The 26,312-nt window shown below is 70.8% G+C and carries 20 protein-coding genes; 13 read left to right on the top strand and 7 right to left on the bottom strand.

The genetic code is table 11. The features are described from left to right. Positions 1 to 25 precede the first annotated feature (25 nt). The 4 genes from D7Y15_RS05480 to D7Y15_RS05465 all read right to left on the bottom strand — a co-directional run bounded on the left by D7Y15_RS05480 (position 26) and on the right by D7Y15_RS05465 (position 6,742). The gene (locus D7Y15_RS05480) at positions 26 to 1,393 is read right to left on the bottom strand and encodes an ABC transporter substrate-binding protein (RefSeq protein ID WP_121751906.1); all 1,368 of its coding nucleotides are present in this window, start codon (positions 1,391 to 1,393) and stop codon (positions 26 to 28) included. Positions 1,394 to 1,589: 196 nt separating this feature from the next. Then, positions 1,590 to 2,942 (bottom strand): VCBS repeat-containing protein, encoded by a 1,353-nt coding sequence (locus D7Y15_RS05475; RefSeq protein WP_121751897.1) that lies wholly within the window; start codon positions 2,940 to 2,942, stop codon positions 1,590 to 1,592. Then, positions 2,939 to 5,554, bottom strand: a complete 2,616-nt coding sequence (locus tag D7Y15_RS05470) for a penicillin-binding protein 1A (RefSeq protein ID WP_199745883.1) — start codon at positions 5,552 to 5,554, stop codon at positions 2,939 to 2,941. Before D7Y15_RS05470 ends, D7Y15_RS05475 begins: the two co-directional genes overlap by 4 nt. A gap of 129 nt (positions 5,555 to 5,683) precedes the next feature. Continuing rightward, entirely contained in the window at positions 5,684 to 6,742 is a 1,059-nt protein-coding gene (locus D7Y15_RS05465; RefSeq protein ID WP_121751896.1) for a lipopolysaccharide assembly protein LapB, read from the bottom strand. Between the two features lie 131 nt (positions 6,743 to 6,873). On the opposite strand from D7Y15_RS05465, the gene xth reads away from it, so the two are divergent. From xth to D7Y15_RS05445, 4 genes are read left to right on the top strand one after another with little or no spacing between them, the layout of a single operon-like run. Next, positions 6,874 to 7,644 carry an exodeoxyribonuclease III gene (gene xth / locus D7Y15_RS05460; RefSeq protein WP_120581591.1) on the top strand — a complete coding sequence of 257 codons (771 nt, stop codon included), beginning with the start codon at positions 6,874 to 6,876 and terminating at the stop codon, positions 7,642 to 7,644. A gap of 14 nt (positions 7,645 to 7,658) precedes the next feature. Continuing rightward, positions 7,659 to 8,831: a threonine synthase gene (locus D7Y15_RS05455; RefSeq protein WP_120581592.1), complete on the top strand. Its 1,173-nt coding sequence runs from the start codon at positions 7,659 to 7,661 to the stop codon at positions 8,829 to 8,831. A 5-nt stretch (positions 8,832 to 8,836) separates the two neighbouring features. Then, positions 8,837 to 9,478: a TIGR02269 family lipoprotein gene (locus D7Y15_RS46730; RefSeq protein WP_121751895.1), complete on the top strand. Its 642-nt coding sequence runs from the start codon at positions 8,837 to 8,839 to the stop codon at positions 9,476 to 9,478. 23 nt (positions 9,479 to 9,501) lie between these two features. Then, positions 9,502 to 10,212 (top strand): double-CXXCG motif protein, encoded by a 711-nt coding sequence (locus tag D7Y15_RS05445; RefSeq protein ID WP_120578843.1) that lies wholly within the window; start codon positions 9,502 to 9,504, stop codon positions 10,210 to 10,212. Position 10,213: 1 nt separating this feature from the next. Here the strand turns inward: D7Y15_RS05445 and D7Y15_RS05440 are convergent, their stop codons facing one another. Further along, positions 10,214 to 12,604: a glycoside hydrolase family 31 protein gene (locus D7Y15_RS05440; RefSeq protein ID WP_121751904.1), complete on the bottom strand. Its 2,391-nt coding sequence runs from the start codon at positions 12,602 to 12,604 to the stop codon at positions 10,214 to 10,216. Between the two features lie 74 nt (positions 12,605 to 12,678). Here D7Y15_RS05440 and D7Y15_RS05435 point away from each other — a divergent pair, with 74 nt between their 5' ends. The 7 genes from D7Y15_RS05435 to D7Y15_RS05405 all read left to right on the top strand — a co-directional run bounded on the left by D7Y15_RS05435 (position 12,679) and on the right by D7Y15_RS05405 (position 20,071). Continuing rightward, a complete protein-coding gene (locus D7Y15_RS05435) occupies positions 12,679 to 12,870 on the top strand; it encodes a hypothetical protein (RefSeq protein ID WP_121751894.1) in 192 nt (63 codons plus the stop codon). Between the two features lie 82 nt (positions 12,871 to 12,952). Then, a complete protein-coding gene (locus D7Y15_RS05430; RefSeq protein ID WP_120578845.1) occupies positions 12,953 to 13,456 on the top strand; it encodes a hypothetical protein in 504 nt (167 codons plus the stop codon). 134 nt (positions 13,457 to 13,590) lie between these two features. Next, on the top strand, positions 13,591 to 15,234 hold the full coding sequence (locus D7Y15_RS05425) for a GMC oxidoreductase (protein ID WP_121751893.1): 1,644 nt from the start codon (positions 13,591 to 13,593) through the stop codon (positions 15,232 to 15,234). Between the two features lie 346 nt (positions 15,235 to 15,580). Continuing rightward, positions 15,581 to 16,999 (top strand): sensor histidine kinase, encoded by a 1,419-nt coding sequence (locus tag D7Y15_RS05420; RefSeq protein WP_121751903.1) that lies wholly within the window; start codon positions 15,581 to 15,583, stop codon positions 16,997 to 16,999. A 99-nt stretch (positions 17,000 to 17,098) separates the two neighbouring features. Further along, positions 17,099 to 17,770 (top strand): DUF2378 family protein, encoded by a 672-nt coding sequence (locus D7Y15_RS05415; RefSeq protein WP_121751892.1) that lies wholly within the window; start codon positions 17,099 to 17,101, stop codon positions 17,768 to 17,770. Between the two features lie 130 nt (positions 17,771 to 17,900). Next, entirely contained in the window at positions 17,901 to 19,340 is a 1,440-nt protein-coding gene (dgt, locus tag D7Y15_RS05410; RefSeq protein ID WP_121751891.1) for a dGTP triphosphohydrolase, read from the top strand. Positions 19,341 to 19,396: 56 nt separating this feature from the next. Next, on the top strand, positions 19,397 to 20,071 hold the full coding sequence (locus tag D7Y15_RS05405) for an SOS response-associated peptidase (RefSeq protein WP_120578849.1): 675 nt from the start codon (positions 19,397 to 19,399) through the stop codon (positions 20,069 to 20,071). A 10-nt stretch (positions 20,072 to 20,081) separates the two neighbouring features. Here D7Y15_RS05405 and D7Y15_RS05400 read toward each other — a convergent pair whose 3' ends face one another. Then, the gene (locus tag D7Y15_RS05400; RefSeq protein WP_233597215.1) at positions 20,082 to 20,459 is read right to left on the bottom strand and encodes a two-component system response regulator; all 378 of its coding nucleotides are present in this window, start codon (positions 20,457 to 20,459) and stop codon (positions 20,082 to 20,084) included. Positions 20,460 to 20,660: 201 nt separating this feature from the next. Between D7Y15_RS05400 and D7Y15_RS05395 the strand changes: the two genes are divergently transcribed. Together D7Y15_RS05395 and D7Y15_RS05390 are read left to right on the top strand one after the other, a co-directional pair. Beyond that, positions 20,661 to 21,860: a hypothetical protein gene (locus D7Y15_RS05395; RefSeq protein WP_121751890.1), complete on the top strand. Its 1,200-nt coding sequence runs from the start codon at positions 20,661 to 20,663 to the stop codon at positions 21,858 to 21,860. A 117-nt stretch (positions 21,861 to 21,977) separates the two neighbouring features. Next, on the top strand, positions 21,978 to 24,716 hold the full coding sequence (locus tag D7Y15_RS05390) for a response regulator (protein WP_121751889.1): 2,739 nt from the start codon (positions 21,978 to 21,980) through the stop codon (positions 24,714 to 24,716). On the opposite strand, the gene D7Y15_RS05385 is transcribed toward D7Y15_RS05390, so the two are convergent. Continuing rightward, a complete protein-coding gene (locus D7Y15_RS05385) occupies positions 24,713 to 26,230 on the bottom strand; it encodes an Hsp70 family protein (RefSeq protein WP_120578852.1) in 1,518 nt (505 codons plus the stop codon). The genes D7Y15_RS05390 and D7Y15_RS05385 overlap by 4 nt on opposite strands. Positions 26,231 to 26,312: the final 82 nt, after the last annotated feature.

Genomic DNA, 26,312 nt, shown 5'->3' with positions numbered 1-26,312 from the left:
CTGGGAGCTGCCGCGTGGATGGGGCTCACGGCCGGCCTCCGCCGCCAGAGGCCTCGACGGGGGCAAGCCAGGCGCCTTCGAGCACGGGCAGGCCCTGGGCATCCAGCACGAGCCCCGTCACCTCCGGCGCGACGCGCAGCGCGAGTCCCTGGGCGTACAGCGGGATGAGGGGCACGGAGGGCGCGAGCGCCAGGGCCCGTTCACGGCTTCGCGCGTCCCGGGCTCCGGCGTCCGTCAGGGCCCCGATGGGCGGCAGCTCCACGCCGAGCAGGTCGCGGCGGCCGCCAGCTTCCAGCACCACCGCCAGCGCGGGGCCGGGAACGGGCGGCAGCAGGAACGCGCTGAGCATCAGCTCGAAGTCGCCCTTCGCCTGACGGCTTCGCAGCGCGGCGCGCGACTGGGGCTCCAGCGCGACGGTGTAGCCCTGGTCGTGCAGCTTCACCTGGATGCGCTCGGCCACGGCGCGTTGATCCGCCAGCGCTGCGTCATAGACGAGCGTCACCTTGCGGGTCGCGCCCGCCGGAGGCGCATTGGGCCGGGGCCTGGGGCCCTGGGGCATCAACGCGGACGGCAGCAGGTTCGCCATGGGCACCGCGGGGCCCTTCACGAACAGGCGCGTGAGGTCCTCGCGGTCGATGGCGCTCTCCACCGCCTGGCGGAAGTCAGCAGGCACCTTCCGGGGCGAATACGCCAGATAGGTCGCGTACAGCGCGGCGCCCGTGAGGGTGTTGTCGTCGGGCGGTATGCCCAGTTCCACCAGCACCTGCCGCGCGGACCACAGCCGCGCGAGGCCCCGCTCATCCGTGGCGGTGAGCGCCAGCCGGTCCAGGTACGGACGGCCTTCGGGCCACGCGACCTGGGCCTCCAGCACGCCCCGGCCCACGGCACTGAACGGTCCCGACGCGGGCGACGGCGGCGTCGCGAGGGCAGGGTGGCACAGCGAGCGCTCCAGGTCGGGCCACGGAAACGCCAGCGCCAGGTCCAGCGTGGCGCCGGTGGACGTCACCTGCCGGCCCTCGCCGCGCAGGGGATACAGGAGCGCGCGGTACGGAGACTGCGACTCCGTGGAGGACAGCCGTGTCCACGCGCGGGCCACGGCGGTCGCGCTGGCCGCGGAGGGCATCGCCACGCGCAGGGCCTGCGGTACGGGACGCGACAGCTCGCGCGCCAGGGTTGGATGCACCTGACCGCCGGTGTCCACGCGGCACACGGACCGGGTCAGCAGGCCCAGCAGCGCGGCCTCCATCGGCGTGTCCGCGAGCGCGGGCTCACCGATTTCAGGGGGCCCCGCGTGCGCCACCCGCAGCTCGCCGCCGTAGCGCGGACGGCTGGCCGACAGTGCCGGAGTGGAGGACAGCAACACGAGGCCCGCGAGTGCGGAGCGGATCTTCACTGCGCCCTCCTGTCGATACCGCGGCGCCGCCGCTGCTTCGCGGCCCACCTGCCGAGGCGGGGCCGAATGGCCCGTGCCGCTGGACCGCGACGCCATCACCAGGAGTTCGAGGCGCTTGTGGGCCTTCATCATGGTGCACCCGTGCCGCTGGACCGCGACTGCCTCACCAGGACTTCGTGGCTCTTGTGCGCCCTCATCACGGTGCACCCTGGCGCAGGAGGAACAGCTCGCCCGTGCCGTCCGGCTTCCACGAACCCACGATGACTTCGCGGCGCTTGTCACCATCCAGGTCCGCCGTCACCACGTACAGCGCCCGGCCCGGCGGGAGCGCTCCCTGCCACAGGGGCTCGTGCGCCAGTGGCGCGTCGGAGTTCAACGACAGCACCCGCAACACGTCTGGCGACGGCTGAAGCTGAGGTGACGTGGTGAGCAGCTCCGGCACCCCGTCCCCATCCAGGTCTCCCAGCGCGCTGCCCGCGCCCAGCCCGGACACCTTCAACGGCGCGGATGCGGGACGCGTGTAGAGCGACGCCGTGCTGTCCGCGTGCACGAACAGCATGCGCGGCGCCGCGAAGCTCGCCGTACCGAAGGGCGCGGGCACGGTGAGACTCCGCCCGTCCGCCAGCCGGACCTCGGGCGCGAACACCGTCTGTCCCGGCACGAACGTCCCGCGCTCCGCCGTCCCCAGCGGCGCTGCGTCCAACGTCCCCGACGGACGCAGTGTCCCCTTCGCCTTGTCCAGCACCAGCACCTCGCCGCGCGCATACCGCGTGCTCCAGACCGCCAGTCGAGGCGGCCCCGTCAGCACCGCCAGCGCTCCGAAGGGTTCGCGCGTCGTAGCCGTGGCCGACGCCCCTTCCAGCTCCCGCCTCGCGAGCACCCGCCCGTCCGCGCCGAACACCACCACCTCGTGCTCGGTGAGCGCGGCCACTTCATCGCGGCCATCGCCATCCAGGTCGCCCGCCGCCAGTGCGGCCAGCGGCGTCTCCAGCCTCGCGAACACCGCGCCCAGCAGCCGCACCGGCCGCCGCTCCCGCGGACCCGGGCCCGTCACTCCCGAGGACGGCGTCCCCACCGCCGCCAACGCCAGCACCGCGGCATCGGCCTCCACGCCCTCGGCCACGGCGGCGGCGGGCTTCGGTGGACGCGTGGGCGTGCGGCCGGACCAGAAGTTCACCCACGTGCCCAGCACGTCACCCCGCGCCACCAACTCGCCGCCCTCCACGTCCAGCGTGAGCCGCGCCAGCGAGCGGGCTCCCTGTTCGCGGGCGTCGGCCTCGGCGCGCTCGGGCGGAACGTCCAGCACCACCGGCCCCAGGTTCATCGCGGACAGCCGCGCGGCGAGCAGCGTCCCGAAGGCCCGGCGCAACTCCGGAGAGCTTCCGGACAGGGAGAGCGCCACGGGAGCCTCCGCGGATGCACCGCGAATGGCGTCGGCCACGGCCAGGGCCAGCCGGGCGGAGGCGGGGGGCGCGCTTTCGTCCGACTCCGCGAAGGCGGGCAGGGCGAACGCGAGCGCGAGGACCAGCGGAAGGAGCGAGCGACTCACAGCCCCCTTTTGCCACCTTCCTCCAGGAAGTAGTTGTCCGGCGTCACCTGTCCGGGCGGCGGGGCCTCGGCGGTGGGCTGGGTGCCCTCCAGGTAGGGCTCCATCCGGCCCGGAACGGCGTTGCCCGCGAGCAGCCCGGTGACAGGGTCGATGCGCACCTGGGTGACGCCCGGCGGCACCTCGAAGTCGCGCGCGGGCAGGCCCTCCTCCGCCACCCGCATGAAGTTGAGCCACAGGGGCAGCGCGGCCCGGCCGCCCGTCTCGCTGCTGCCCAGGGGCGAGTTGTCATCGAAGCCCACCCACGCGCTGGCCACCCAGTCCATCGTGTAGCCGTTGAACCACGTGTCCTTGGACTCGTTGGTGGTGCCCGTCTTGCCCGCGGCGGGCCGGTTCAGCTCCCGCACCGCGCGCGCCGAGCCGTCCTCCACCACGCTGCGCATCAGCGACGTCGTGAGGTACGCCACCGCCGGAGGCAGCGTCTCCTCGAAGGCCGGCTGGTGCTCCTCCAGCACCGTGCCCTTCGCGTCGCGCACGCGCAGGAGCGTCAGCGGCTCCGCGTAGCGGCCGTTGGCCTGGAGCGTGGCGTACGCGTTGACGGCCTCCAGCATCGTCACCTCACCGGTGCCCAGGGCCAGCGTGAGGTTCTCCGGCAGCGCGGAGCGGATGCCGGCCCGGCGCGCGAAGTCGATGGCGGTCGCGGGTGTGACCGATTCGATGAGCCGCACGGACACCGTGTTCTTCGACTTGCTCAGCGCCGTGCGCAGCGTCATGGGGCCTTCGAAGCGCCCGTCGAAGTTCTTGGGCCGCCACGTCTTGCCCGTGTACGGGTCGCGGATGGACTCCGGCGCGTCGTTCACCGTGGAGAGCGGGGTGAAGCGGCCACTGGCCAGCGCCGCGCCGTAGATGAAGGGCTTGAACGACGAACCCGGCTGGCGCTTCGCCTGCGTGGCGCGGTTGAACGACGAGCGCTCCGCGTCATAGCCGCCCACCATGGCCACCACGTTGCGGTTGGCCGGGTTGATGACCACGAGCCCGCCCTGCACCACGGGCACCTGATCCAACGTGGCCTCCACGAAGGCCGGCGCCGGAGGAGCCTTGAGCACGCGCACGAACACCAGCTCCCCGGGAGTGAACACGTCCGAGATGTCCTTGGGCGCCTTCTTGCCCTTCTGCCGCGCCCAGGTGGTGGAATCGAAGGACACCTCCGCGGTGCGGCCCACCAGGTCCACGCGCGCCACGTTTCGCTTCGCGTCCACCTCCGTCACATAGCCGGTGAGGCGCAGCCCCTCCTCCATCGGCTTGAGGATGACCTGGCCCACGCGCGCACGCTCCGGCGACTGGGCCTCCTCTTCCTCCGAGTCCGTGTCCGCGGCCAGGGCGGCGGGGCGCGGCTCCTCGGCGCCTTCCACCTCCTGCGCGGTGGGCGCCTTCGCCGGAGCCGGGGCGGCGAGAGGCTGCGCCAGCGGCGCCAGGTCCGCGACGTAGCCCTGGTCCTTCTGCCGCCGGCCGGCCTCCTCGATGCGCTGGACGATGAGCTCGCGGTAGCGCTTCCACTGAGCCTCCTCCAGCTTGCCCTGCGCGCCCCGGTAGCCCTGGCGCCGGTCCACGGCCTCCAGGCCGTCACGCACGGCCTGCTCGGCGGTGTTCTGGAGCTTGGGCACGAGCGCGATGTCCACGCGCAGGCCGCCCTCCATCACCGTCTTCTCGCCGTAGCGTTCAATCAGCGTGCGGCGGATCTCCTCCGCGTAGTAGGCGCCCGCGCTGACCGTCTTGCGCGGCGCGAGCACGATGGGCTTCTCCTTCTCCGCGTCCACCACCGCGCGCGGCACGAAGCCCTGGCCCGCCATCTGCTCCAGCACGTAGCGCTGGCGAGCCTTGGCGCGGGTGATGTTCGCCACCGGGTTGATGCGGTGGGGCGACTGCACGGTGCCCGCGAGCACGGCGGCCTCGCCCACGGTCAGGTCCTTGGCGTGCTTGCCGAAGTAGTAGAGCGCCGCCTCCTCCAGCCCGTAGCGGCGCTGCCCGAAGTACACGCCGTTGATGTAGAGGCTGAGGATCTGATCCTTCGTGAGTGCCTGCTCCAGGCGCGGCGTGAGGATCCACTCGCGGATCTTCCGGCCCAGGCTGCGCTCGGGCGTGAGCAGCATGTTCTTCACGACCTGCTGCGTGAGCGTGGACGCGCCGGACTTGCGGCTGCCGGGGATGAGGTTCTTCACGCCCGCGCGCAGGATGCCGAAGGGGTCCAGGCCCTCGTGCTTGTAGAAGTCCGCGTCCTCGGCGGCGAGGAACGCGTTGCGCACGTGCGGGGGCAGGTCCTCCATGCGGACGAGCGTGCGGCGCTCCAGCGCGTACTCCGCGCAGAGCGAGCCGTCCGCGCACGTCACCTTCGTCACCTGCGGCGGCTTGTAGTTGCGCAGCGACTCCACGGAGGGCAGGTCGCGGCTGAAGTAGACGTACGTGCCCACGCACACGCCGATGACGAGCACCAGCCCGACGGCGCCCAGCACCAGGAGCCGCTTCGTCCAGCGCCACAGCGCGGCGCCGAAGCCGCCCTTCTTGGGCGGCGGGGCTCCGGTCGGGGCCGGGGAGAGGGGCTCGGGAGAAGGAGGCATCGGTCGGGCCGGAGTCATGACGCTCGTGAATGCGGGGATGAAGGACTGGAGGTTAGACCGGGGGGCGGGCGGGGAGAACCCGCCTGGGCCGTCCCCCCCGGGAACGGCGCTGTTTCCTGGCTGCCCGCCCTACGGCGCGACGGGCGGGAGCGGCTCCGGCAGAGCTGGACCCGCCAGGTCGGCCCGGGCCACGCGGCCCACCCGCTCCGCGTTGACGCGGGCCTGCACGTAGCGGGGTGACAGCCGGGTGGCGGCGGCGTAGGCGGCGCGGGCCTCCTCCAGCCGGCCCAGGCGCTCGCAGGCGACGCCCAGGTTGTTCTGCACGTAGGCCACGTGCGGCAGGAGGCTGGCGGCCTGGGTGAGGACCTCCACGGCGCGAGCGTTGTCGTTGGCGCGCAGGTAGGCGAAGCCCAGGTTGTTGAGCGCGTGGCCGTGCTCGGGATCCAGGTGCACCGCCTGCTGGAAGCGCAGGATGGCGGAGGTGAGCTCATGGGCGCCCAGGTGCGCGCGGCCGAGCACCTGGTACACCTCCGCGTCCTCCGGGTCGCGCAGGAGCGCCTCTTCGCCCACGCGGACGGCGTCCGGGAATCGGCCCTCCGACACCAGCAGCCGCGCCTGCTGCACCAGCGCCCCCGCGTCATGAGGCTCCGCCTGACCCAGCCGGGCGTACGCGTCGATGGCGAGCGTCGTGTCCCCGGCCACCCGGGCCGTGCGCGCCAGCTGCGCCAGGGCGTCCGTGGCGCCCGGGTCGTCGTGCAGCGCGCGGCGCAGCTCCGTCACGGCGCCGGACAGGTCCCCCAGGTCGCGCAGGCCCAGGGCGCGGGCTACGTGGTCCACCCGGCGGGCGTGCGTGTGCGGCAGCGCCAGGGCGTCACCGGGGACGGCGGCGTCGGTGGAGGGCTCCACGGGGGCGGCCTCGTCCACGAGGCGCGGGGCGGCCATCGAGAGCTCGTGGCCCGGGGCCTCCAGGGGAAGGGTGGGAGCCGCGACAGGGGCCTGTCCAGCGCGGGCCTCCATGGCGTGGGAGAGCCAGGGCTTGAGCAGGCGGGGCAGGGGGACGTCCTCCCAGGCGGCGAGCCCCAGGGCGGCGAGCGCGGCGGGGATGAGGGCCTTGCGAAGCGCGGGCGGCACGGTGAAGCGCCGGGAGGAGGCGGTGCGACGGGGCCGGGTGCGCGTCTTCGGGTTCATGGCAATCCCCTATTGCGACCGGTGTGCCAACGGAGTTCCCCTCGGGAGGCCGGCGGGTGTGTCCCTGGGGCCACAGGCGCGAGGGGAAAAGCGTGGCAGGGGCGTGGGCCGCGTGCGACGGTCCGCGCCGCATGCGAATCGCGACCTGGAACGTGAACTCGGTGAGGGCTCGGCAGCAGCGGTTGGTCAACTGGCTGAAGAGCGCCCAACCAGACGTGCTGTGCCTGCAGGAGCTCAAGTGCACCGACGCGGACTTCCCCTTCGACGTGGTGAAGGAGGCGGGCTACTTCGCCGCGGTGCACGGGCAGAAGACGTACAACGGCGTGGCCATCCTGGCGAAGACGGAGCCCACGGACGTCATCCGGGGCCTGTCGGACGGGGTGGATGACACGCACGCGCGCTTCATCAGCGCGACGGTGAACGGCATCCGCGTGGTGAGCGCGTACGCGCCCAACGGGCAGCAGGTGGACTCGCCCGCGTACGTCTACAAGCTGGAGTGGTACCGGCGGCTGCGGAACTACCTGGACACGCGCCACAAGCCGGACGACCTGGTGGTGATGGGCGGGGACTGGAACATCGCGCCGGACCCCATCGACGTGTACGACGTGGCGCAGTGGGAAGGGCAGACGCTCTTCACGTTGCGCGAGCGGGACGCGCTCCAGCAGGTGTGTGCCTTTGGCCTGACGGACGCGTTCCGCAAGCTCTACCCGGACGTGCAGAAGTTCTCCTGGTGGGACTACCGGATGCTGATGTTCCCCAAGAACAAGGGCGTGCGAATCGACCACCTGTTCCTCACGGCGCCGCTGGTGCCCCGGCTCACGGCGTGTGACGTGGACCGCGAGGAGCGCAAGGGGCAGCAGCCGTCGGACCACGCGCCGGTGTGGCTGGAGTTGAAGGACTGAGTAGAGTCGGAGGCATGTCCGTCCTCCGACTTGAATGCACGAAGTGCGACCAGACGTTCGCGCCGGGCAAGGTGTGGAACCTGTGCACGGCGTGTCAGGCGCCGCTGTTCGCGCGCTACGACCTGGAGCGCGCGGCGAAGACGTTGCGCAAGGAAGCGCTGCCCGGACGTGAGCGCTCCATGTGGCGCTACCACGAGGTGCTGCCGGTGGATGACCCGGCGCAGCGCCTGACGTTGGGGGAGGGCTTCACGCCGCTGCTCCCCACGCCCCGGTTGGGCTCACGGCTGGGGTTGAAGCACGTCCTGGTGAAGGACGAGAGCGGCAACCCGACGGGCTCCTTCAAGGCGCGGGGCCTGTCCGCCGCGGTGTCCATGGCGAAGGCGCTGGGCGCGAAGGCGGTGTGTCTGCCCTCCGCGGGGAACGCGGGCAGCGCGCTGGCTGCGTACGCGGCGCGCGGCGGGCTGGAGGCGCACGTCTTCGTGCCGAAGGACATCGCGTCGCTGTTCCTGATGGAGACGCGGGCCTACGGCGCGCACGTGGAGACGGTGGACGGACTCATCTCCGACGCGGGCCGGGTGTGCGCGGGGCTGGCGAAGGAGCACGGCTGGTACGAGTGCGCCACGCTGAAGGAGCCCTACCGGGTCGAGGGCAAGAAGACGATGGGCTACGAGCTGGCGGAGCAGCTGGGGTGGACGCTGCCGGACGTCATCCTCTATCCGACGGGTGGAGGCACGGGGCTCATCGGGATGTGGAAGGCCTTCGAGGAGATGGAGGCGATGGGGCTGATTGATTCGAAGCGGCCCCGGATGGTGGCGGTGCAGGCGGAAGGTTGCGCGCCCATCGTGAAGGCGCACGCGGAAGGCAAGCCGGACGCGCCCATGTGGCAGGGCGCGACGACGCACGCGCACGGCCTGCGGGTGCCCAAGGCGCTGGGGGACTTTCTCATCCTGCGCGCGGTGAAGGACAGCCACGGCACGGCGGTGTCGGTGACGGAGGAGGAGATCGTCCAGGGCACGAAGGACGCCGCCGCGGCGGAAGGGCTGTTCATGGCGCCGGAGGGTGGCGCGTGCGTGGCGGCGCTCAAGAAGCTTCAGGCCGCCGGGGACGTGAAGCCGGAGGAGACGGTGGTCGTGTTCAACACGGGCACGGGCTTCAAGTACGTGGAGAACATGGCGCCGCTGTGGTGAGCCGCATGATGACGAGGCTCTTCGCGGTGGGTTTGTGCGTGTTGCTGACAGGTTGCGCGTCCGCGCCCTTGCCGGCGCTGGAGGACTGGGGCGCGGCGGAGGATGACGCCTGCGAGGGGCACGACCGGTGTGTGGCGCTGGTCTGTGCTGACGACCTCTGCGGGCTGTATCACTGTGAAGACACCGGTGTGTTGCTGGCACGGGGAGGCATCCGGCCTCCCGTGTCGTCAGCGGCACCTGGTTCAGGTCCCCGGCGCAATTGGGGCAGTGCCCAGCCGCTTCCAGGGGACCGCGAAGCCATCTTCGTCATCCGTTGGTACAACCATCCCGCGCCTCCTCCGCCACCGGATGGCAGGAGGCCTTCCGGCTCGGGATGGGTCAAGCATCATCTCTACCCTCAAGAGGAACGCCTCGCGGAGTTCTTCTGGCGGAGGGGAAGAATCAACGTGCATGACTTCACGATGGTCATTCCCCGTGCGGAGCACGTACGAATCCATGGGCCGGGAGGGCGGGGTGGTCCCTGGAATCAGACGTGGCGTGACTTCGCTCGTAAGAACACGAATGCGACTCCGAAGGAGATCCAGGACCAACTGGCTCGGATGATCGTTGACTTCAACATCATGGGACCCATTGTTTCCTACTATTAGCTTCGCTAGTCGCCGGAGGATCCGTGAGGTTCTTTGAAGTGAATGCTGCGAAAGGGGCGCGCTTCACCGGATTCATCGATGGCGCGCACCGATGGGGATTGCCGGGAGGGTTGTGTCCTGTGTGTGGGTCCAGCCCTGGTGGACTGGGAGAGGCATATCCCTCCGTGGATCTCTCGGGCTGGGCCCATAGGGGAGAGCTCGCGGAAGCACGGCAGGTTCCGCTCGAGGAGTACGAGCGACTGCGTGATCTCGTCCGGCTTCAGGTGCCCTTCGAGGCGCCATTGCTGCCAGGGGCCGAGTTCGGGCCTCTCATCGGCAAGGCCTCCGGCAAGTGGAGTGCGCTCGATCTGTATGACCCTTGGACCCTGGTGATGCGGAGCGAGATCGTGGACCTGCTGCGTGAGGCAGGCATCGCCCTTCGCGCGAGCAAGATGGACCTGCGCTTTCGGAGCAAGGTCGAGGTGGAGCTGCGGGAGGTCGAGATCCATTGCCGAGGCCGACTGCACGACAGCTGCTTCCCGGGCGGGCGGGAACGCCCCTGCGAACGGTGCGGGCGGCAAGGAGGCAGTTATCCCGACGCCCCCATTCTCGATGGGCGCACTCTGACCGGCGACCTGGACCTGTTCCGCCTCAGCGACTACACGACCATCATCATCGCCACGGAGCGCTTCGTGGACGCCGTGAACCGCTTCGGATTCGAAGGCGTCGTGTTCAAGGAGCTCCCCGTCCTCTGATTTACGGAGCCACGTCCAGTCGCGTCCAATCCGCGGCGACCTGGAGCTCCAGCACGCCGTCCTCGAAACGGTGTGCCTGCGCTCCCGTCACCTTTCGCACGGACGTCAATCCATACACCCGGATCGTCTCCTCCGTCCGTGCCCGCGCGAGCGTTCCCGCCTCGCTCCGCTCCAATCGCAGCATTCCATCCGTCACACCGCCGCGCAGCGCCGTGAGCCGTGACGCACCGTAGCCGTCTCCCGCGTCCTCGTAGAGCCGGCCGTGGATCTCCGGCGCCGCGTGCACGTGCCACTCCAGGTGCTTCCAGTTCGCGTCCGTGGTGTGCATCGCGGGCCGTGTCAGCGCCACCGCGCCTCCCGCGCGCAGCCACACCGGCACCGTGTCCAGCGGCCCGTCCGCGATGACGTGCTGCCCTCCCTCGCGCACCTCCCCTGTCCACTCCAGTCCCGGCCACTCCAGCCATGTCCCCGCCGGCAGGTACGCCAGTCGCTTCGTCTGCCCAGGCCGCACCACCGGCGCCACCAGCAGGTCCCTTCCGAACAGGAACTGATCAAACGCGCCCGCAGCCTCCGCGTCCCCGGGTGCCTCCATCAACAGCGGCCTCAGCGGCGCGATCCCCGTCTCCGACGCTTCGTGCATCAGCGTGTACAGCGTGGGCAGGAGCCGGTACCGCCGCTCCAGCGCCGCTCGCGCCAGCGTCAGGTAGGGCTCTCCGAACCGCCACGGCTCCTGCGGCGACGTTCCCTTGCCCGCGTGGTTGCGCATCAGCGGGTAGAACGTGCCCGTCTGCATCCACCGCACCAGCAGCTCACCGTTCGCCCGGCCGATGAAGCCCGGGATGTCCACCCCCGTCAGCGCCACCGCTGCCAGTCCCAATCCCATCAACATGGGCAGTGACGTCTCCAACTGCGTCCAGTGGCTGGAGTTGTCCCCTGTCCACACCGCCGAGTAGCGCTGGATGCCCGCGAACCCCGCCCGCGTCAGCAGGAACGGCCGGGCCTCTGGACGCAGCTCGCGCAAGCCCTCGAACGCGCCCTTCGCCATGCCCAGCGCGTAGACGTTGTGCACCTCCAGGTGCCGCTTCTCCCCGTGACGCGCGTCATACGGCAGCGTCTTGCCCTCCACCTGATCAATGCCTTCCGCGCGCTCACTCGTCAGCGTGAGGATGCCCACGTCCGGCTGCACCCCTAAACACGACGGCTCGTTCATGTCGTTCCAGAACCCCGCCACGCCCATCGCCACGAAGTCGCGATGCAGGCCTCCCCACCAGCGCTGCACCTGAGGCCGCGTCAGGTCCGGGAACACCGCGGGCTTGGGCCACACCTCGCCCACCAGCACTCCGCCACGGTCGTAGCGCACCAGGTAGTCGCGTGCCTTCGCGTCCTCGTACACGTTCCAGCCCGGCTCCAGCTTCAAGGCCGGGTCGATGATGGGCACCAGCCGCACGCCCTGCGCCGCCGCCTCGCGCACCAGTCCGGCCGGGTCTGGATAGCGCGCGCTGTCCCAGGTCCAGACCTTGTACCCATCCATGTAATCGATATCGAGATACACGCAGTCCAGCGGCAGGTTCCGCTGCCGGTAGCCCTGGATGACGCCCCGGATGTCTTGCGCGTTCTCGTAGCCCCAGCGGCTCTGCTGCGCGCCCAGGCTCCACAGCGGGGGCAGGGGAGGCCGCCCCGTCAGCGCCGCGTACCTTCGCACCACGTCCGCGGGCATGGGTCCCGCGAAGAGGTAGCAGTCCAGCTCCGGCCCCCACGACTCCCACGCCACCCGCGACGCGTCCGCCAGCGCCACGTCCACCTCCGAGCGCCAGGACTCGTCCAGGAAGAACCCCCACGCCACGCCGTCGCGCAGGCCCACGAAGAACGGGATGGACTGGTAGAGCGGATCCGTGTCCGGGTGGTGCGGCACCACGTCCGTGTTCCAGAACGTGAAGTGCATGCCGCGCTTGTCCAGCGGCCCCACCTTCTCGCCGAACCCCAGGTAGCGCTCCCCCTCCGGCGCCCGCAGCTTCAGCCGCGCGCGGTGCCGGCTCATCGGATACGCGGCCTGCACCTCACCGGACACATCCACGCAACGCGCAAGCTCCCGCCCCTTCGCGTCCTGGAAGCGCCACGTCCCCGACTCCGTATCCACCTCCAGGGACACGCCCTCCGCCGTCACCCGCGTGCGCTCGCCGTCGCGCTCGACCTTCAGGGGGTGGCCCCCTTCGGCGATGACGGACCAGGACCGCTTGCCGGGCAGTTCGGGATGGAGGAAGCCGATCTCCGACGACACCGGCGCGTGCCTCAACCGCAGCACTCCGGGCAGCGGACACGACACCTCCAGGACGGCATGCCGGCCGGACAGGCGCAGCCGGTGGGGTTCGACGTGGGCGTCAGTGACGTGCATGCCTCGCAATCTAGGGAGCGCGCGCGGCCCGCACCCGCCTTTCCTCCCGGGCTCGTGCGATGCTGTGCACTGCCATGACGCCGCCACCTGATCCGCTGCCGTTCCCGGACAGCCTCTGCCACCGCTGCGCCGCGCCGCCCCGCTACGTCCAGACCCGGACCTCCACCTTCATCATGTGTCCGCTCCTGCCCCAGAAGTACGCGCCCCAGCCCGTGCGCGCGTGCTCTCTCTTCCGTCCCACCGAACCCGGCGCCACACCCGCCTGACTCTGGTGGCGAGCAGGCAGCGGGGCGAAAAGGCCATTCCCCGCGCGGCATCCGTACCTTTGTCACAAGCAAAGGAGCCTTCATGGCCAGCCGTCGGAAGACCCACGCCGCCCCCCGGCGCAAGCACGCCGCCGCCACGCCCGCGAAACGCGCCGCGCGCAAGAGCCACGCGTCCGCCAGCGCCAGCGGCCGGTATACGGACCCCGCGCTGCGCGAGCGCCTCAAGAAACGCATCATGAAGAGCGACAAGGGCGGCCGCGCCGGCGAATGGAGCGCGCGCAAGGCCCAGCTCCTCGCCGCTGAATACAAGAGGGCCGGCGGCGGCTACCAGGGGGCTCGCGGCACCTCGCAGCGCCACCTGTCGTCCTGGACGAAGGAGAAGTGGGGCACCCAGGACGGCGGCACCCGCGCCCGCCACGGCCGCACCACCGCGCGCTACCTGCCCAAGGAGGCCTGGGCCCACCTGAGCCCGGCCCAGAAGAAGGCCACCGAGCGACGCAAGCGCACCGGCTCCCGGGCGGGCCGCCAGTTCGTCGCCAACACGCCCGCCGCACGCCGGGCGAGGAAGCAGGCCACGAAGCGCTAGCCCACGTCCCGGGGCCCTCCGTTCATTCCGGAGGCGTGCGACAGGTCCCGCCCGGCCGGCTCGCGCTCGTGGCATAGAGTGCGGACCTCCTGGAGGCGGGAAGCCCACACGCTCCGGGAGACGGAGAGGACGTCATGGACTGCGACTGGCTCATCATCGGCTCGGGGTTTGGCGGCAGCGTCAGCGCGTTGCGGCTCGTCGAGAAGGGCTATCGCGTGGTGATGCTGGAGAAGGGCCGGCGCCTCCAGGGCCAGGACTTCCCCAAGTCCAACTGGAACCTGAAGCGCTGGCTGTGGATGCCGCGGCTCGGGTGGCGCGGCCTCTTCAAGATGACCTTCTTCCGCCACGTCACCGTGCTGTCCGGCGTCGGCGTGGGCGGCGGCTCGCTCGTCTACGCCAACACGTTGCCCATCCCGCGGGACGACTTCTTCGACGCCGCCTCCTGGGGCCACCTGGCGCCGTGGAAGGAGGAGCTCGCGCCGCACTATGTGACCGCGCGCCGCATGCTGGGCGCCACCGTCAACCCGCTCAACACGTTCCCCGACCAGGTCCTGCGTGAAGTGGGCGAGGACCTGGGCCGCCCCGACTTCCAGTCCACCACCGTGGCCGTCTACTTCGGCGAGCCCGGCGTCACCGTGAAGGACCCGTATTTCGGCGGCGAGGGCCCGGATCGCACCGGCTGCAACGCGTGCGGCGGCTGCATGCTGGGCTGCCGCAACAACGCCAAGAACACGCTCGACAAGAACTACCTCTACTTCGCGGAGAAGAAGGGCCTCACCCTCCATGCGGACACGGAGGTGACGTGGGTGCGCCCCCTGCCCGGCGGCGACGGTTACGAGGTGACGGCGAAGCAGGGCACCGGCTTCTTCAAGAAGACGCGCCGCTTCACCGCGAAGCACGTCATCTTCGCGGGTGGCGTGCTGGGCACCCTGGACCTGCTGCTCAAGCTCAAGGACGCGCCAGACGGCCTGCCCCAACTCTCCGAGCGCGTGGGCGACGGCGTGCGCACCAACTCCGAGGCGCTCATCGGCGTCATCAGCGGCAAGAAGCAGAAGGACCGCGACCTGTCCCGGGGCATCGCCATCGGGTCCATCCTGCACACCGACGAGCACTCGCACCTGGAGCCCGTGCGCTACCCGGCGGGCTCCGGTTTCTTCCGCCTGCTCATGGCCCCCCACGTCCCCGGCGCCACCGCGTGGTCGCGCGTGGCCCGGCTGGTGGGGCTGCTCGCGCGCCGGCCCGTGCGCTTCCTCCAGGCCTTCTTCGTCCCGGACTTCGCGCGCCGCACGATGATCCTCCTGTACATGCGCACCATGGAGGGTCACCTGCGCATGCGCCGCGGCCGCGCGCTCACCACCGGCTTCCGCTCCGGCCTCACCACCGGCCTGCAGGAAGGCCCCGCGCCCACCGCGAACATGCCGGAGGCCTTCGACCTGGCGAAGCGCGTGTCCGACAAGCTGGATGGCTACCCCATGACCATGGTCAGCGAAACGCTCATGGGCATCCCGACCACCGCGCACATCCTGGGCGGCGCGTGCATGGGGGACTCGCCAACGACAGGCGCCATCGACGCACGCCACCGCTTGTATGGCTATGAAGGGCTGTACGTGGTGGATGGCGCGGCCATCTCCGCCAACCCAGGCGTGAATCCCTCACTCACCATCGCCGCGCTCGCCGAGCGCGCCATGACCTTCATCCCCGCCGCCCGGGAGCTGCCCCGGGGCGACACGGACGCCACGCTCGAAACACCCTCGCGCGCCCACGCCGCCATCTCCTGACACCCCCCGCGGGGCGTGTACGCGGATGCCCCCTGTGCCCCCTTGGGACCTGGGGGCGGGCACCATTGGTCAGACGTGAGCGCGGGCCTTGTACTCCGGTCCTGATTTCGGCGTGTCCGGTGGACGCGGGAATGCCCCGCTTGTCATTGTTGGCTGCGAATGCACGGGCTGGCGCCACCCCGGCGCTGTCCCTCTCCGTCGGTATTGGAGCCGACAGTGTTCAGGCACCGGCACTTCACGTGCCCCCAGGCAGCATGGCTGGCCTGGAGAGTTCCGTGTAGTTCGTATTTTACATGATTATCCGTTTTCGCCACCAGCCCGGTCAGGTGAAGAGATGACTTCGTTCATGTCAGCCTTTTCCATTCATGTTCCGGTGAATGTCTCTCCAGGCCTGGAGGACCGGGCCGCGGCGCTGCTGGCGTTGCAGTTGCGTGAGTCGCGCAAGCGGGTGGATGGCCTGTTCACCTGGCTGATGTTGGGGCAGTGGGCGGCGGCGGTGGTGGTGGCGGTGTTCGTGTCTCCCCATGGGTGGGAGGGCAAGGTGCGCGCGCTGCACCTGCACGTGCAGACGGCGGTGCTGCTGGGCGCGGCGCTGAGCGTGTTCCCGGTGATGCTCACGCGGCTGCACGCGGGGGAGACGGCGACGCGCCACGTGGTGGCCGTCAGTCAGATGCTCTGGTCCGCGCTGCTCATCCACCTGACGGGGGGCCGCATCGAGACGCACTTCCACATCTTCGGCTCGCTGGCGGTGCTGTCGTTCTACCGCGACCCGAAGGTGCTGCTCACCGCCAGCCTGGCCATCGTCGTGGACCACTGCATGCGGGGCGCGCTGTGGCCGGAGTCCGTCTACGGACAGCTGCACCCGGAGTGGTGGCGCTTCCTGGAGCATGCGTTCTGGGTGGCCGCCATCGACGTGGTGCTGGTTGTCGCCTGCCGGGACGCGCTGCGCGAGCTGGGAGAGCGGGCCGGGCGTCAGGCCCTGGCGGAGGCCACCATCGAGGAGGAGCTGGCGCTGCGCGTGGGGCAGCTGGACGCCGCCGTGCGCGAGGTGCACGCCGTCCGCGGCCACGTGGAGCAGATGGAGCGGTTGGCGTCGCTGGGGCAGCTCACCGCCAGCGTCAGCCACGAACTGCGCAACCCGCTGGCGGCCGCGCGCACCGCGCATGCGTTCGTCCAGCGCCGGCTGCGCAGGGTGGAGACCTCCCCCACGGATCCGCGCATCGCGCGCTTCCTGGACATCATCGACCGGGAGCTGCAGGCGTGCTCGGTCATCATCTCCGACCTGCTGGACTACGCGAAGGGCCGGCCTCCGCGCCGCACGCCCTGTCCGCTCAAGCCATTGGTGGAAGAGGCCATCAGCGTGGTGCCGCGCCGCGAGGGCGTGCGCGTGCACATCCAGGTCCCGGATGGGCTGCCGGTGCCGTGCCTGGACCGCGAACAGTTCCGCCAGGTGCTGGTCAACCTCATCCAGAACGCGGTGGAGTCCATTCCGGCGGAGCGCTCCGGGACGGTCTGCGTGCACGCCGATGCATTGGGGGATGGCGGCTGGAGCCTGCGCGTGACGGACGACGGGCCGGGCATCCCCGCGTCGCTCCTGGAGCGCATCTTCGAGCCCATGTTCACCACCAAGCTGCGCGGCACCGGGCTGGGGCTCGCCATCGTGAAGCGGCTGGTGCAGGGACATGGCGCGCGCATCCAGGCGGAGAGCGACTTCGGCCATGGCTCGCGCTTCACCGTCCTCCTCCCTGAAGCGTCTCTTCCCTGAGGCGTACGCGCCGGCTGCCGCGGCGCATCCCGGAAGAGAGCAGCAGCACGTTGGCGATTCGCACGTGGGGCGTGGGCTCACGCGATAACGGAGGCAGGCATGCAGGCACAGGCGAAGCCGTACCCGGAGGCGGGTGCGGTGGATGCGGACTGGGCAGTGCGGCGCATGGCGGCGACGGAGCTGGACACCGCCCGGGGGATGTTCTTCCTGGGGGTACTGGAGACGGTGCGCACCGGCGTGGGTGAGGAGGCGGTGGCCGCCTGCCGGGCGGTCACCGACGAGCGCCGCTTCGTGGGTTTCTTCAACTACCCGGTGGCCACCTTCCTCAAGCTGGCGCAGGTGGCGGCGCGGCAGTTGTCACCCCGGTGGGGCGGGGTCGACGAAGCGCTGCGGCAGATGGGGATGCAGGCCACGCGAAGCTTCCTGGAGTCCGCGGTGGGGCGCACGTTCCTGCTCCTCGCCGCGGGTGACCCTCGCAAGCTCGTGACGAACCTGCCGTCCGGCTACCAGATGGCGGTGAGCTACGGGGAGCGCACCGTCGACTGGAAGGGAGAGGGGGACGCGCTGTTCGTCATGCGGCGTGACTTCATGCCGCCGGCGTATCACGAGGGGGTGCTGCGCGAGGTGCTCGCCATGGTGGGGACTCGGAATCCGCGGGTGCAGGGGCGCAAGCTGGGCCTTCTGGACACCGAGTATCACATCACCTGGGAGGTGCCCGTCGTGCTGCCCGCGGAACCCCCCAAGCCGTCCCGCTGGCGGGTGTTCCAGTAGGGCGCGCGGGGGACCGGGAGTTGGGGCCCGGTCCCCCTGGCGTCGCGCTCTGGATGGCGCGGGAACTTGCGCCTCCGGTGCGGGGGAGCACGATGGCGGGGCTCTCCTCGCACCGGGAGGTCTCTTCCTCGTGAGCAGCAGTGACAATCAGGAACGGACGGAGCGCTGGCGGCGGCTCCTGTCGGACACCCGCGTCGGGTCGGGACCTCGCTCCTCGCAGGCGGAGGATGCGCACCGGCAGCTCGACGAGCGCAACGACTACTCGCGGGACTACGACCGCATCGTCTTCTCCAGCGAGTTCCGCTGCCTGCACGACAAGACGCAGGTGTTCCCGCTGTCGACGAGCGACTACACGCGCACGCGCCTCACGCACAGCATCGAGGCGTCCTGCGTGGGCCGCTCGCTGGGCCATCAGGCCGGGCTGCGATTGAAGCTGCAGGGCGTGGAGTTGGATCCATCGCACCTGGGCACCATCGTGGCGGCGGCGTGCCTGGCGCACGACATCGGCAACCCGCCGTTCGGCCACTCCGGAGAGGCGGCCATCCAGCACTGGGTGGGCCAGCGGCTCGCGCGGCCAGGGGAGGGGACGAAGAGCCCGTTCGCGACGGAGGCCGAGTGGCGGGACCTGTGCGACTTCGAGGGCAATGCGCAGGGCTTCCGCATCCTCAACCGGCTCCAGTCGCGCGAGCGCCGGGGCGGGCTTCGCTACACCGCCGCGACGCTGGGGGCCATGAGCAAGTACCCGCGTCCGTCGGTGCTGCCCGGCTCGCGGCAGAAGACGAAGGGCGTCGTGTCGGAGAAGAAGTTCGGTTACTTCCAGGACGACGTCGACCTGGCGCTGGAGGCGTACCGCGCCACGGGCCTGCGCGAGCGCGAGCCCGGCGTGTTCAGCCGCCACCCGCTGGCCTTCCTCGTCGAGGCGGCGGACGACATCTGCTACGCGGTCATCGACCTGGAGGACTCCGCGAAGCTGGGGCTCGTGTCCATGGAGCGCGCGTGCCAGCTCTTGGAGTCGGTGCTGCCGGAGCCCACGGTCCGCAAACCGCCCCGGCACCTGGAGACGCGGATGGCGCAGGCGCGGGCCCGGGCCATCGGGAAGCTCATCCCCAAGTGCGTGGACGCCTTCGTGGAGCACGCGCAGGACCTGGAGGCGGGGCGGACGGAGACGTCGCTCACCGCGCTCAAGCCCGACGTGCGCGCGCAGCTGGAGGAGATCACCGACTTCACCCGCGAGCATGGCTACTGGAGCGAGCGCGTGCTCCAGATTGAGAGCGCGGGCTTCAAGACGCTGGGCGGCCTGCTGGACATGTTCGCCCTGTCGGTGGTGGCGGAGTCCCCCAACGCGGAGGAGAAGAAGCTGCGGCAGCTCTTGCCCATGGAGTGCTTCCAGCGCCCGGAGTTCGCGGCGGCGGATGAAGCGGCGCAGAAGCCGCTCCGCAGGGACGAGGCCATCCAGCGGCTCACGCCGTACCAGCGGCTCTTGTGCGTGACGGACTACATCACCGGCCTGTCGGACAGCCGCGCGGTGGAGCTCTACCAGCGCCTGTCTGGCATCCAGCTGCCCACGTAGGCCCTCGGGCGTCCGGAACGTGCGGCGCCGGCCGCCGGGCGCTACGCTTCATCCCCATGTGTGGCCGAGTCACCGTCCGGACCTCCCCCGCGCAGCTCGTCGCCGAGCTGGAGCTCGCGGGCGCGCGCGCGACGCTGGAGCGCGAGCGTTTCAACCTCTGTCCCACGCAGCTGTTGCCCGTGGTGCCCAACGACGGCGCCCGGCTGCTGGACGTGTTCCGCTGGGGGCTCATCCCGTCCTGGGCGAAGGACGCGTCCATCGGCAACAAGCTCATCAACGCGCGCGGTGAGACGGTGGCGGAGAAGCCCAGCTTCCGCTCGGCGTTGAAGCGCAGGCGGTGCCTGGTGGTGGTGGACGGCTGGTACGAGTGGAAGCAATCCACGAAGCCCAAGACGCCGTACTTCTTCCACCACCGCGACGGGAAGCCGCTGGCGCTGGCGGGCCTGTGGGAGGAGTGGACGGCGCCGGACACGGGCGAGGTGCTGCGCACCTGCACCATCATCACCACGAGCCCCAACGCGCTGATGGCGCCCATCCACGACCGGATGCCCGTCATCCTGTCGCCGGAAGGTCAGGCCGTGTGGCTGCGCCCGGAGCCTCAGGAGGCTTCCGTCCTGCTGCCGCTGCTCGTCCCCGCGACGGAAGCGCCGCTGGACGTCTACGAAGTGGCGCGCGGGGTGAACTCCCCCGCCAACGACAGCCCGGAGTGCGTGGCCCGCATCGCGGCCTGAGCCGCGCCTTCTATTCTCCCGTGGGCGCCCAGTAGGGCGCCACCGCCTCCTTGAACAGCTCCATGTGCAGGGGCTTCTGCAAGGTCCCGACGACGCCGGCCATGTGCTCCGTCTGGAAGCTGGCGGTCAGCACGAAGACGGGCAGCCCACACAGCGTCGCGTCGTCGTTCATCCGGCGGAGGAAGCTGTGTCCGTCCATCACCGGCATCATCAAATCCAGCAGGACGATGCAGGGCTTTCGGCAGGACGCCAGCGCCAGTAATCCCTCCTCACCATTGGTCGCCGTCAGCACGGAATAGCCTTCGAATTCGAGGTACCGGGCCATCACTTCCAGCTCCGGCTCGTCGTCGATGAGGAGGATCAAGGGCGGGGTCGTCGCGTCGGGCACGGCTCTCTCTTCCGCGTGGTCAAAGGAAAGCTAGGTCGCCCGAACACCGCACTGCCCAGGGCCCACCATTGATTCCGGGCTGGCGGTTCCAGTCACGGCCAGTGAGGCAGGGGGCTGGCTGGCCGTCTGCCCTGAAACAGTGGCGCGGCGGCCCGGGACACTTCCTGGGTGCTCCGGAAAAAGCCCTCTAGGATTCGCGCCATGACGTCCTCCGACAGGGTCGCGCCAGGCAGGCGCCGGCGCATCGCCGTGGCTTCCCTGACGGGGCTCGCCGTACTGGCCGGTGCCGGCCTGCTGGCAGTGGAGGCGTGGTTCCAGGGGAGGTTCGAAACCCCGCTGCGTCTGCACCGCGAAGCGCTGGCCGCGAACGTGGACGCCTACTGCGCCGAAGAGGCCATGCTGGGCGCCGACCCCTGGTTCCACGAAGGCCGGACGGAAGGGGACGCGGGGTTGTTGCTCAACGCCTGGCTGCCCTGGTCGCGCGACCTGAAGCGGGCCCCGCCGGAAGGCTCGCCGCTCGTCCTTCCGGAGTCGCTTCGCGAAGAGGCCCTGGACCTGAAGCAGGGCCGGTGGCTCACCGCGAAGGTCGACGTGTCCCGCCTGGACTTCGACTGGATGGTCCGGCTGCTGGCCTATGACCGGTGGGACCTGTTCAACGGCAGCCCCCTGAGCGCCGAGGGCCGCTTCAACTGGGCCGCCGGTGAGGTCCCCGACCTCTTCCTCCTCCAGCGCTGGGCGAAGTTCCGCATGCTCCACGGCCTGAGGACCGGCCACCCGGTGGAGGCCGCGCAGCAGGTGCGCCACCTGGCGTGGCTGAGCCTGCGCACGGACTCGCTCGTGGGCGGCTCGCTGGCCGTCAACCTGCTCGACATCGAGCGGCTCGCGCACGACGCCATGCCTTCGCCCCCGGAGGACTGGACGCCCATGCCCGCCGAGCAGACGGCCCGGATGAACGCCCTGCTCCAAGCGGCTCCCCCGTTCGCGGGACTCGCCGCGCCGCCGGACGTGGCCCGGAAGGCCCGCGGCTGCGCGACGGAGGCGAACCGGTGCATCGCCCTGACGGAGACCGCCTTCCACGCGCGGCTGCTGGAGTCCTTCGCGGCCCCCTCCCTGGATGAGGCCACCGCCGCGCTCGACCGCGACCTGGCGGACGCCGGCTGCCCCACGCTCGCAGCGCATGAGGTGCGCACGCGAAGTGTGACGTTGGAGGACCCTGCATCAGGAATGTCCTCCCTGGCCTCCTCCGTGGCATGGATCCCCTGGGCCCCCGGCCAATGGGCCCGCTCACGCATCGCCCGGGGCGTCCTCGCCAGCACCCTGGGTGACCTCACGCCGCTGCATGGAAACAGAACGAAACATCCCGCCCCCCTGCATGGCCAGGCAGGCCTTCCAACCCCCTGAATCGCCGTCCCGGGAGCACCGGGAAAAGGCCTGCGCCTGCCCACCTCCACGGTTTTCCGTGGATGACATGGAACTGGCGCCTCGACTGACCTACAGTTCTTGAACGGAGGGGGAAGTTTGCCCGAACTGCCACCCAGCGCGTATCCGGCCTTGTTCGAGCACACGCGTGACGGCGTGCTCGTCCTGGACCCGACCCTGCGGGTCGTGGCCGTGAACCGCGCCGCGGAGGCGCTGCTGGGCCCTCGCGACCTGTGGGTGGGGCGGTCCGTGGAGGGCGTGCTGCCGGGTTGGACGCCCCCCCAGGTCTCTTCTCCGGGCGACGCTGCCCTGGAAACGGAGCTCCCGGTGGGCCCGGTGCGCTCCGTGCGGGTGCAGGCGGTGCCGCAGGACGGCGGCTGGCTGCTGCTGCTCCGGGGCCTGGACGCGGCCCTGGCGGCCGAGTCCATCCTCCGGCAGCAGAAGGAGTTCTTCGAGGCGGTGGTGCGCCACAGCCCGGTGGCCATCGTCACCATCAGCCGCGCCTTCGAGGTGCTGTCCTGGAACCCCGCCGCGGAGCGGCTCTTCGGGTACGCGCCGCAGGAGGCGCTGGGCCGCAACATCCTCAAGCTCGTGGCCAACGTGGACGACATCCGTCCGCAGGCCGAGGAGACGTCGCGCGAGGTGCTGAGCAAGGACCGCGTGCACGTCGTCACCAAGCGCGTGCGCAAGGACGGCACGGTGGTGGACGTGGAGCTGCGCGCCATGCCGGTGACGGTGGCGGGCCAGTCCATGGGCTTCATCGCCATCTACCACGACGTCACCGACCTCCAGCGGGCGCGCCAGTCCGCCGAGGACGCCAACCAGGCCAAGAGCCTGTTCCTGGCCACCGTGAGCCACGAAATCCGCACGCCGATGAACGCCATCATCGGCATGGCGGGGCTGCTGATGGACACGGCGCTCACGCCCGAGCAGCGCGACTTCGCGTCCACCATCCGCCAGAGCGGGGACGCGCTGTTGGGGCTGCTCAACGACATGCTGGACTTCTCCAAGATCGAAGCCGGCCGGGTCGAACTGGAGCAGCAGCCCTTCAACCTGCGCCAGTGCGTGGAGTCCGTGCTGGACCTGCTCGCCATGCGCGCGAGCGAGAAGTCCCTGGACCTGGGCTACCACGTCACGGACGAGACGCCCGTCAGCGTGGTGGGCGACGGCGCGCGCCTGCGGCAGGTGCTGCTCAACCTGGTGGGTAACGCGGTGAAGTTCACCGAGCGCGGCGGGGTGTCCATCTCCGTGGACACGCCGCGCCAGCCGCTCGCGCCGGGCGGCCTCTTCGAATTGCACTTCTCGGTGCAGGACACCGGCCTGGGCATCACCGAGGCCGCGCGCGCGGGCCTCTTCCAGCCCTTCAACCAGTTGGACGAATCCGTGTCGCGCCGCTACGGCGGCACGGGGCTGGGGCTGGCCATCAGCAAGCGGCTGGTGGAGGCGATGGGCGGGCGGCTGTGGATGGAGAGCGAGGGCGTGCCGGGCAAGGGCGCCACGTTCCACTTCACCTTCCAGGCGCGCGAGGCCCCGCGCGGCGCGGAGGCCCTGCGTCCGGACGCGCTGAAGCTGCACGGCCGGCGCGTGCTGGTGGTGGACGACAACGCCATCAACCGCAAGCTGCTGGGCCGCCAGCTGGCCGCGTGGGGGATGGCCATCGTGGAGGTGGGCTCCGGCGCGGAGGCGCTGGCCAAGCTGGAGTCCGGGGCCCGCTTCGACCTGGCCATCCTGGACCACCGCATGCCGCTGATGGACGGGCCCACGCTGGCGGCGCACATCCGCCAGCAGCGCGACGCGCGCGAGCTACCCCTCCTGCTGCTCACCTCGTTTGATCAGCGCGACGCGCAGCCGCCCGGCCTCTTCACGGCGGTGCTGCCCCGGCCGGTGAAGGCGTCGCAGCTGCATGACGCGCTGATGACGTGCCTGGCCCAGGACCTCATCTCCGCCCGGCCCATGCCCGTCACGCCCGCGCCCGCCACGCGCGAGCGCTCCGTGTTCAACTCGCGCCCTGGCGAGCAGATGCCGCTGCGCATCCTGCTGGTGGAGGACAACCCCACCAACCAGAAGCTGGCGTTGCTGGTGCTGGACCGGTTGGGCTACCCGGCGGACACCGCGAACAACGGCCGTGAAGGGCTGAACCTCCTGGCGCGCAAGCGCTACGACGTCGTGCTGATGGACGTGCAGATGCCGGAGCTGGACGGCCTGGCGACGACGCGCCAGCTGCGCAGGGACATGCCCCTAGGCGAACAGCCGTGGATCATCGCCATGACGGCCAACGCGATGACGTCGGACCGCCGCGAGTGCCTGGACGCGGGCATGGACGACTTCCTCAGCAAGCCCATCCGCGTGGAGGAGCTCATCTCCGCGCTGCGCCGCGCCTGGGAGCGCCTGCAGCGCGAGCCCGGGGCCGCCCCCTCCACCCGTGCACCAGTGGGCCCGCGCATGGGGGCCCCGCGCATCCGGGGCCTGGAGTCGGGCGCGTTGGAGCGGCTGTGGCAGTCCCTGGACGGGCAGGTGGAGCGGATGCTCCCGGAGCTCGTGGACACCGCTTTGGAGAGCATGCCCCGGCTGATGGAGGACGCGCGGGGGGCGCTCGCGCGTGGCGAGCTGGAGAACCTGGCGCGCGCCGCGCACACGCTCAAGTCCAACGCGGCCTACTTCGGCGCGGCCATGCTGGAGTCGCTGTGCTGGGACATCGAGCAGCGCGCGGACGCCCGGGTGCTGGACGGGATGGAGCCGCTCGTCGCCCACTGCCAGGAGGCGCTGGACGAAAGCCGCCAGCTCCTGGAGCAGCTCAAGGGCACCGTGGTGTCCGGGCCAAGGCCTGACGCCTTCTAGGCCCGTTGGGGCGCGTTCGGGTCGCTGATGGTGAGCGGCTGCCGCTGTCCATCCTTCGCGACGAGGCTCGCGGTGAGCGAGAAGTCCGGCCCCATGCGCAGCTCCAGCGTCGTGGGGCCCGGGTGGGCCACGCGCCAGTCCGGTTCGATGCGCACGGTGCCCAGGAGCTCGCGCTCCACGGTGGTCCGGTCCAACGCCTCGAAGAGGGCCACCGGCACGGGGCCGGGCCAGGGCGGCAGCTCCAGGTCCACGGAGCGAGTGCCGGGCACGGGCGTGTTGGCGGGGAGCACCTCGTGCTGGCCGCCGCCGGGCACCATGGCGCCAATGGGCATGGGCACCACGTCCGACAGGCCGCTGATGCCGCGCGCCAGGTTGCGCCCCAGGATGGCCGCGCCCACGGCCACGCCCAATTCCGGGTGCACTTCCTTGTCCGACGACAGCTTCTTGAAGTGGGCCAGGCGCTTGCGGATGGCGGGCATGCGCGTCTGGCCGCCCACCATCACCAGCTCGTCGATGGCGTCCGGCTTCAGGCCCGCCTTCTCCAGCACGTCGTCGCACGCGGCGGCGGTGCGCTCGATGAGCTGGAACACCATGGCCTCCATCCGCTCGCGGGTGAGCGTGACGTTGAAGTCCACGAAGGCGCCGTCCTTCTGCGTGATGCAGGGGATGCGGATGGGGACGGACGCGCCGCTGGAGAGCGCCATCTTCGCGGACTCGGCGGCGAACACCAGGCGCTGCATCACGACCTTGTTGCCGCGCAGGTCGATGCCGTGCTGCTTCTGGAAGTCGTCCACCAGCGCTTCCACGATGGCTTCGTCGAAGTTGGCGCCGCCCAGGAACGCGTCGCCGCCGGTGGCCAGCACCTTCACCACGCGGTTCTGCACGGACATGAGGGTGACGTCGAAGGTGCCGCCGCCCAGGTCGAACACCATCACCGTCTGCTCGGGGTTGCGCAGGTTGGCGTAGTAGAGCGCCGCGGCGGTGGGCTCGTTGACGATGGCGCGCACGCGCAGGCCCGCCTTCTCCGCGGCGCGGCGGATGGCCTCGCGCTGGCGGATGGTGGCGTGCGCGGGCACGGTGAGTACGCACTCCTTGAACGGGGTCCCGGCCGCGTGCGTGGCCAGCGTGTTGAGGTGCTTGAGGATGAAGTGAGCCACGTCGATGAGCGGCGTCACCTTCCCGTACACCTCCACGGCGGTGTAGCCGTCCGGGCCCTCCACCAGCTCGAAGGCGAAGCGGTTGCGGTGGCGGGCCACGTACTCGGACTGGAAGCGGCGGCCCAGGAAGCGCTTGGCGCCGAAGATGGTGTGGCGCGGGTCGTCGATGATCTGCCGCCGCGCCGCGGGGCCGACGATGGCCTTGTCGCCCGCGTGGAACCACGCGATGGAGGGCAGGGTGAGGCTCTTGTCCGCGATGGGCACCACGCGCAGCTTGTTCGCCTTGTCGAAGAAGGCCGCCGCGGTGTTGGTGGTCCCGAAGTCGATGCCGAGGATGGGGGCGGCGCTGGTGCTCATGGGGGGCCTCCATCCTCGCACGTCCCGCCGCGCCGGGGCACCCGGCACGGCAGGCTGGATGTGCTCAGGGGTGCTCCCGGAC

The organism is Corallococcus sp. AB030, assembly GCF_003668965.1.
Lineage (GTDB): Bacteria > Myxococcota > Myxococcia > Myxococcales > Myxococcaceae > Corallococcus > Corallococcus exiguus.
Note: the sequence above shows the minus strand (reverse complement) of the source record. Positions and strands in the feature narration are given on the sequence as shown.

Bases quoted from the DNA above. Each gene is read 5' to 3' on its own strand.
- D7Y15_RS05470 (WP_199745883.1), bottom strand. From the start codon at position 5,554: ATGCCTCCTTCTCCCGAGCCCCTCTCCCCGGCCCCGACCGGAGCCCCG.
- D7Y15_RS05465 (WP_121751896.1), bottom strand. From the start codon at position 6,742: ATGAACCCGAAGACGCGCACCCGGCCCCGTCGCACCGCCTCCTCCCGG.
- xth (WP_120581591.1), top strand. From the start codon at position 6,874: ATGCGAATCGCGACCTGGAACGTGAACTCGGTGAGGGCTCGGCAGCAG.
- D7Y15_RS05455 (WP_120581592.1), top strand. From the start codon at position 7,659: ATGTCCGTCCTCCGACTTGAATGCACGAAGTGCGACCAGACGTTCGCG.
- D7Y15_RS46730 (WP_121751895.1), top strand. From the start codon at position 8,837: ATGATGACGAGGCTCTTCGCGGTGGGTTTGTGCGTGTTGCTGACAGGT.
- D7Y15_RS05440 (WP_121751904.1), bottom strand. From the start codon at position 12,604: ATGCACGTCACTGACGCCCACGTCGAACCCCACCGGCTGCGCCTGTCC.
- D7Y15_RS05435 (WP_121751894.1), top strand. From the start codon at position 12,679: ATGACGCCGCCACCTGATCCGCTGCCGTTCCCGGACAGCCTCTGCCAC.
- D7Y15_RS05430 (WP_120578845.1), top strand. From the start codon at position 12,953: ATGGCCAGCCGTCGGAAGACCCACGCCGCCCCCCGGCGCAAGCACGCC.
- D7Y15_RS05425 (WP_121751893.1), top strand. From the start codon at position 13,591: ATGGACTGCGACTGGCTCATCATCGGCTCGGGGTTTGGCGGCAGCGTC.
- D7Y15_RS05420 (WP_121751903.1), top strand. From the start codon at position 15,581: ATGTCAGCCTTTTCCATTCATGTTCCGGTGAATGTCTCTCCAGGCCTG.
- D7Y15_RS05415 (WP_121751892.1), top strand. From the start codon at position 17,099: ATGCAGGCACAGGCGAAGCCGTACCCGGAGGCGGGTGCGGTGGATGCG.
- D7Y15_RS05405 (WP_120578849.1), top strand. From the start codon at position 19,397: ATGTGTGGCCGAGTCACCGTCCGGACCTCCCCCGCGCAGCTCGTCGCC.
- D7Y15_RS05395 (WP_121751890.1), top strand. From the start codon at position 20,661: ATGACGTCCTCCGACAGGGTCGCGCCAGGCAGGCGCCGGCGCATCGCC.
- D7Y15_RS05385 (WP_120578852.1), bottom strand. From the start codon at position 26,230: ATGAGCACCAGCGCCGCCCCCATCCTCGGCATCGACTTCGGGACCACC.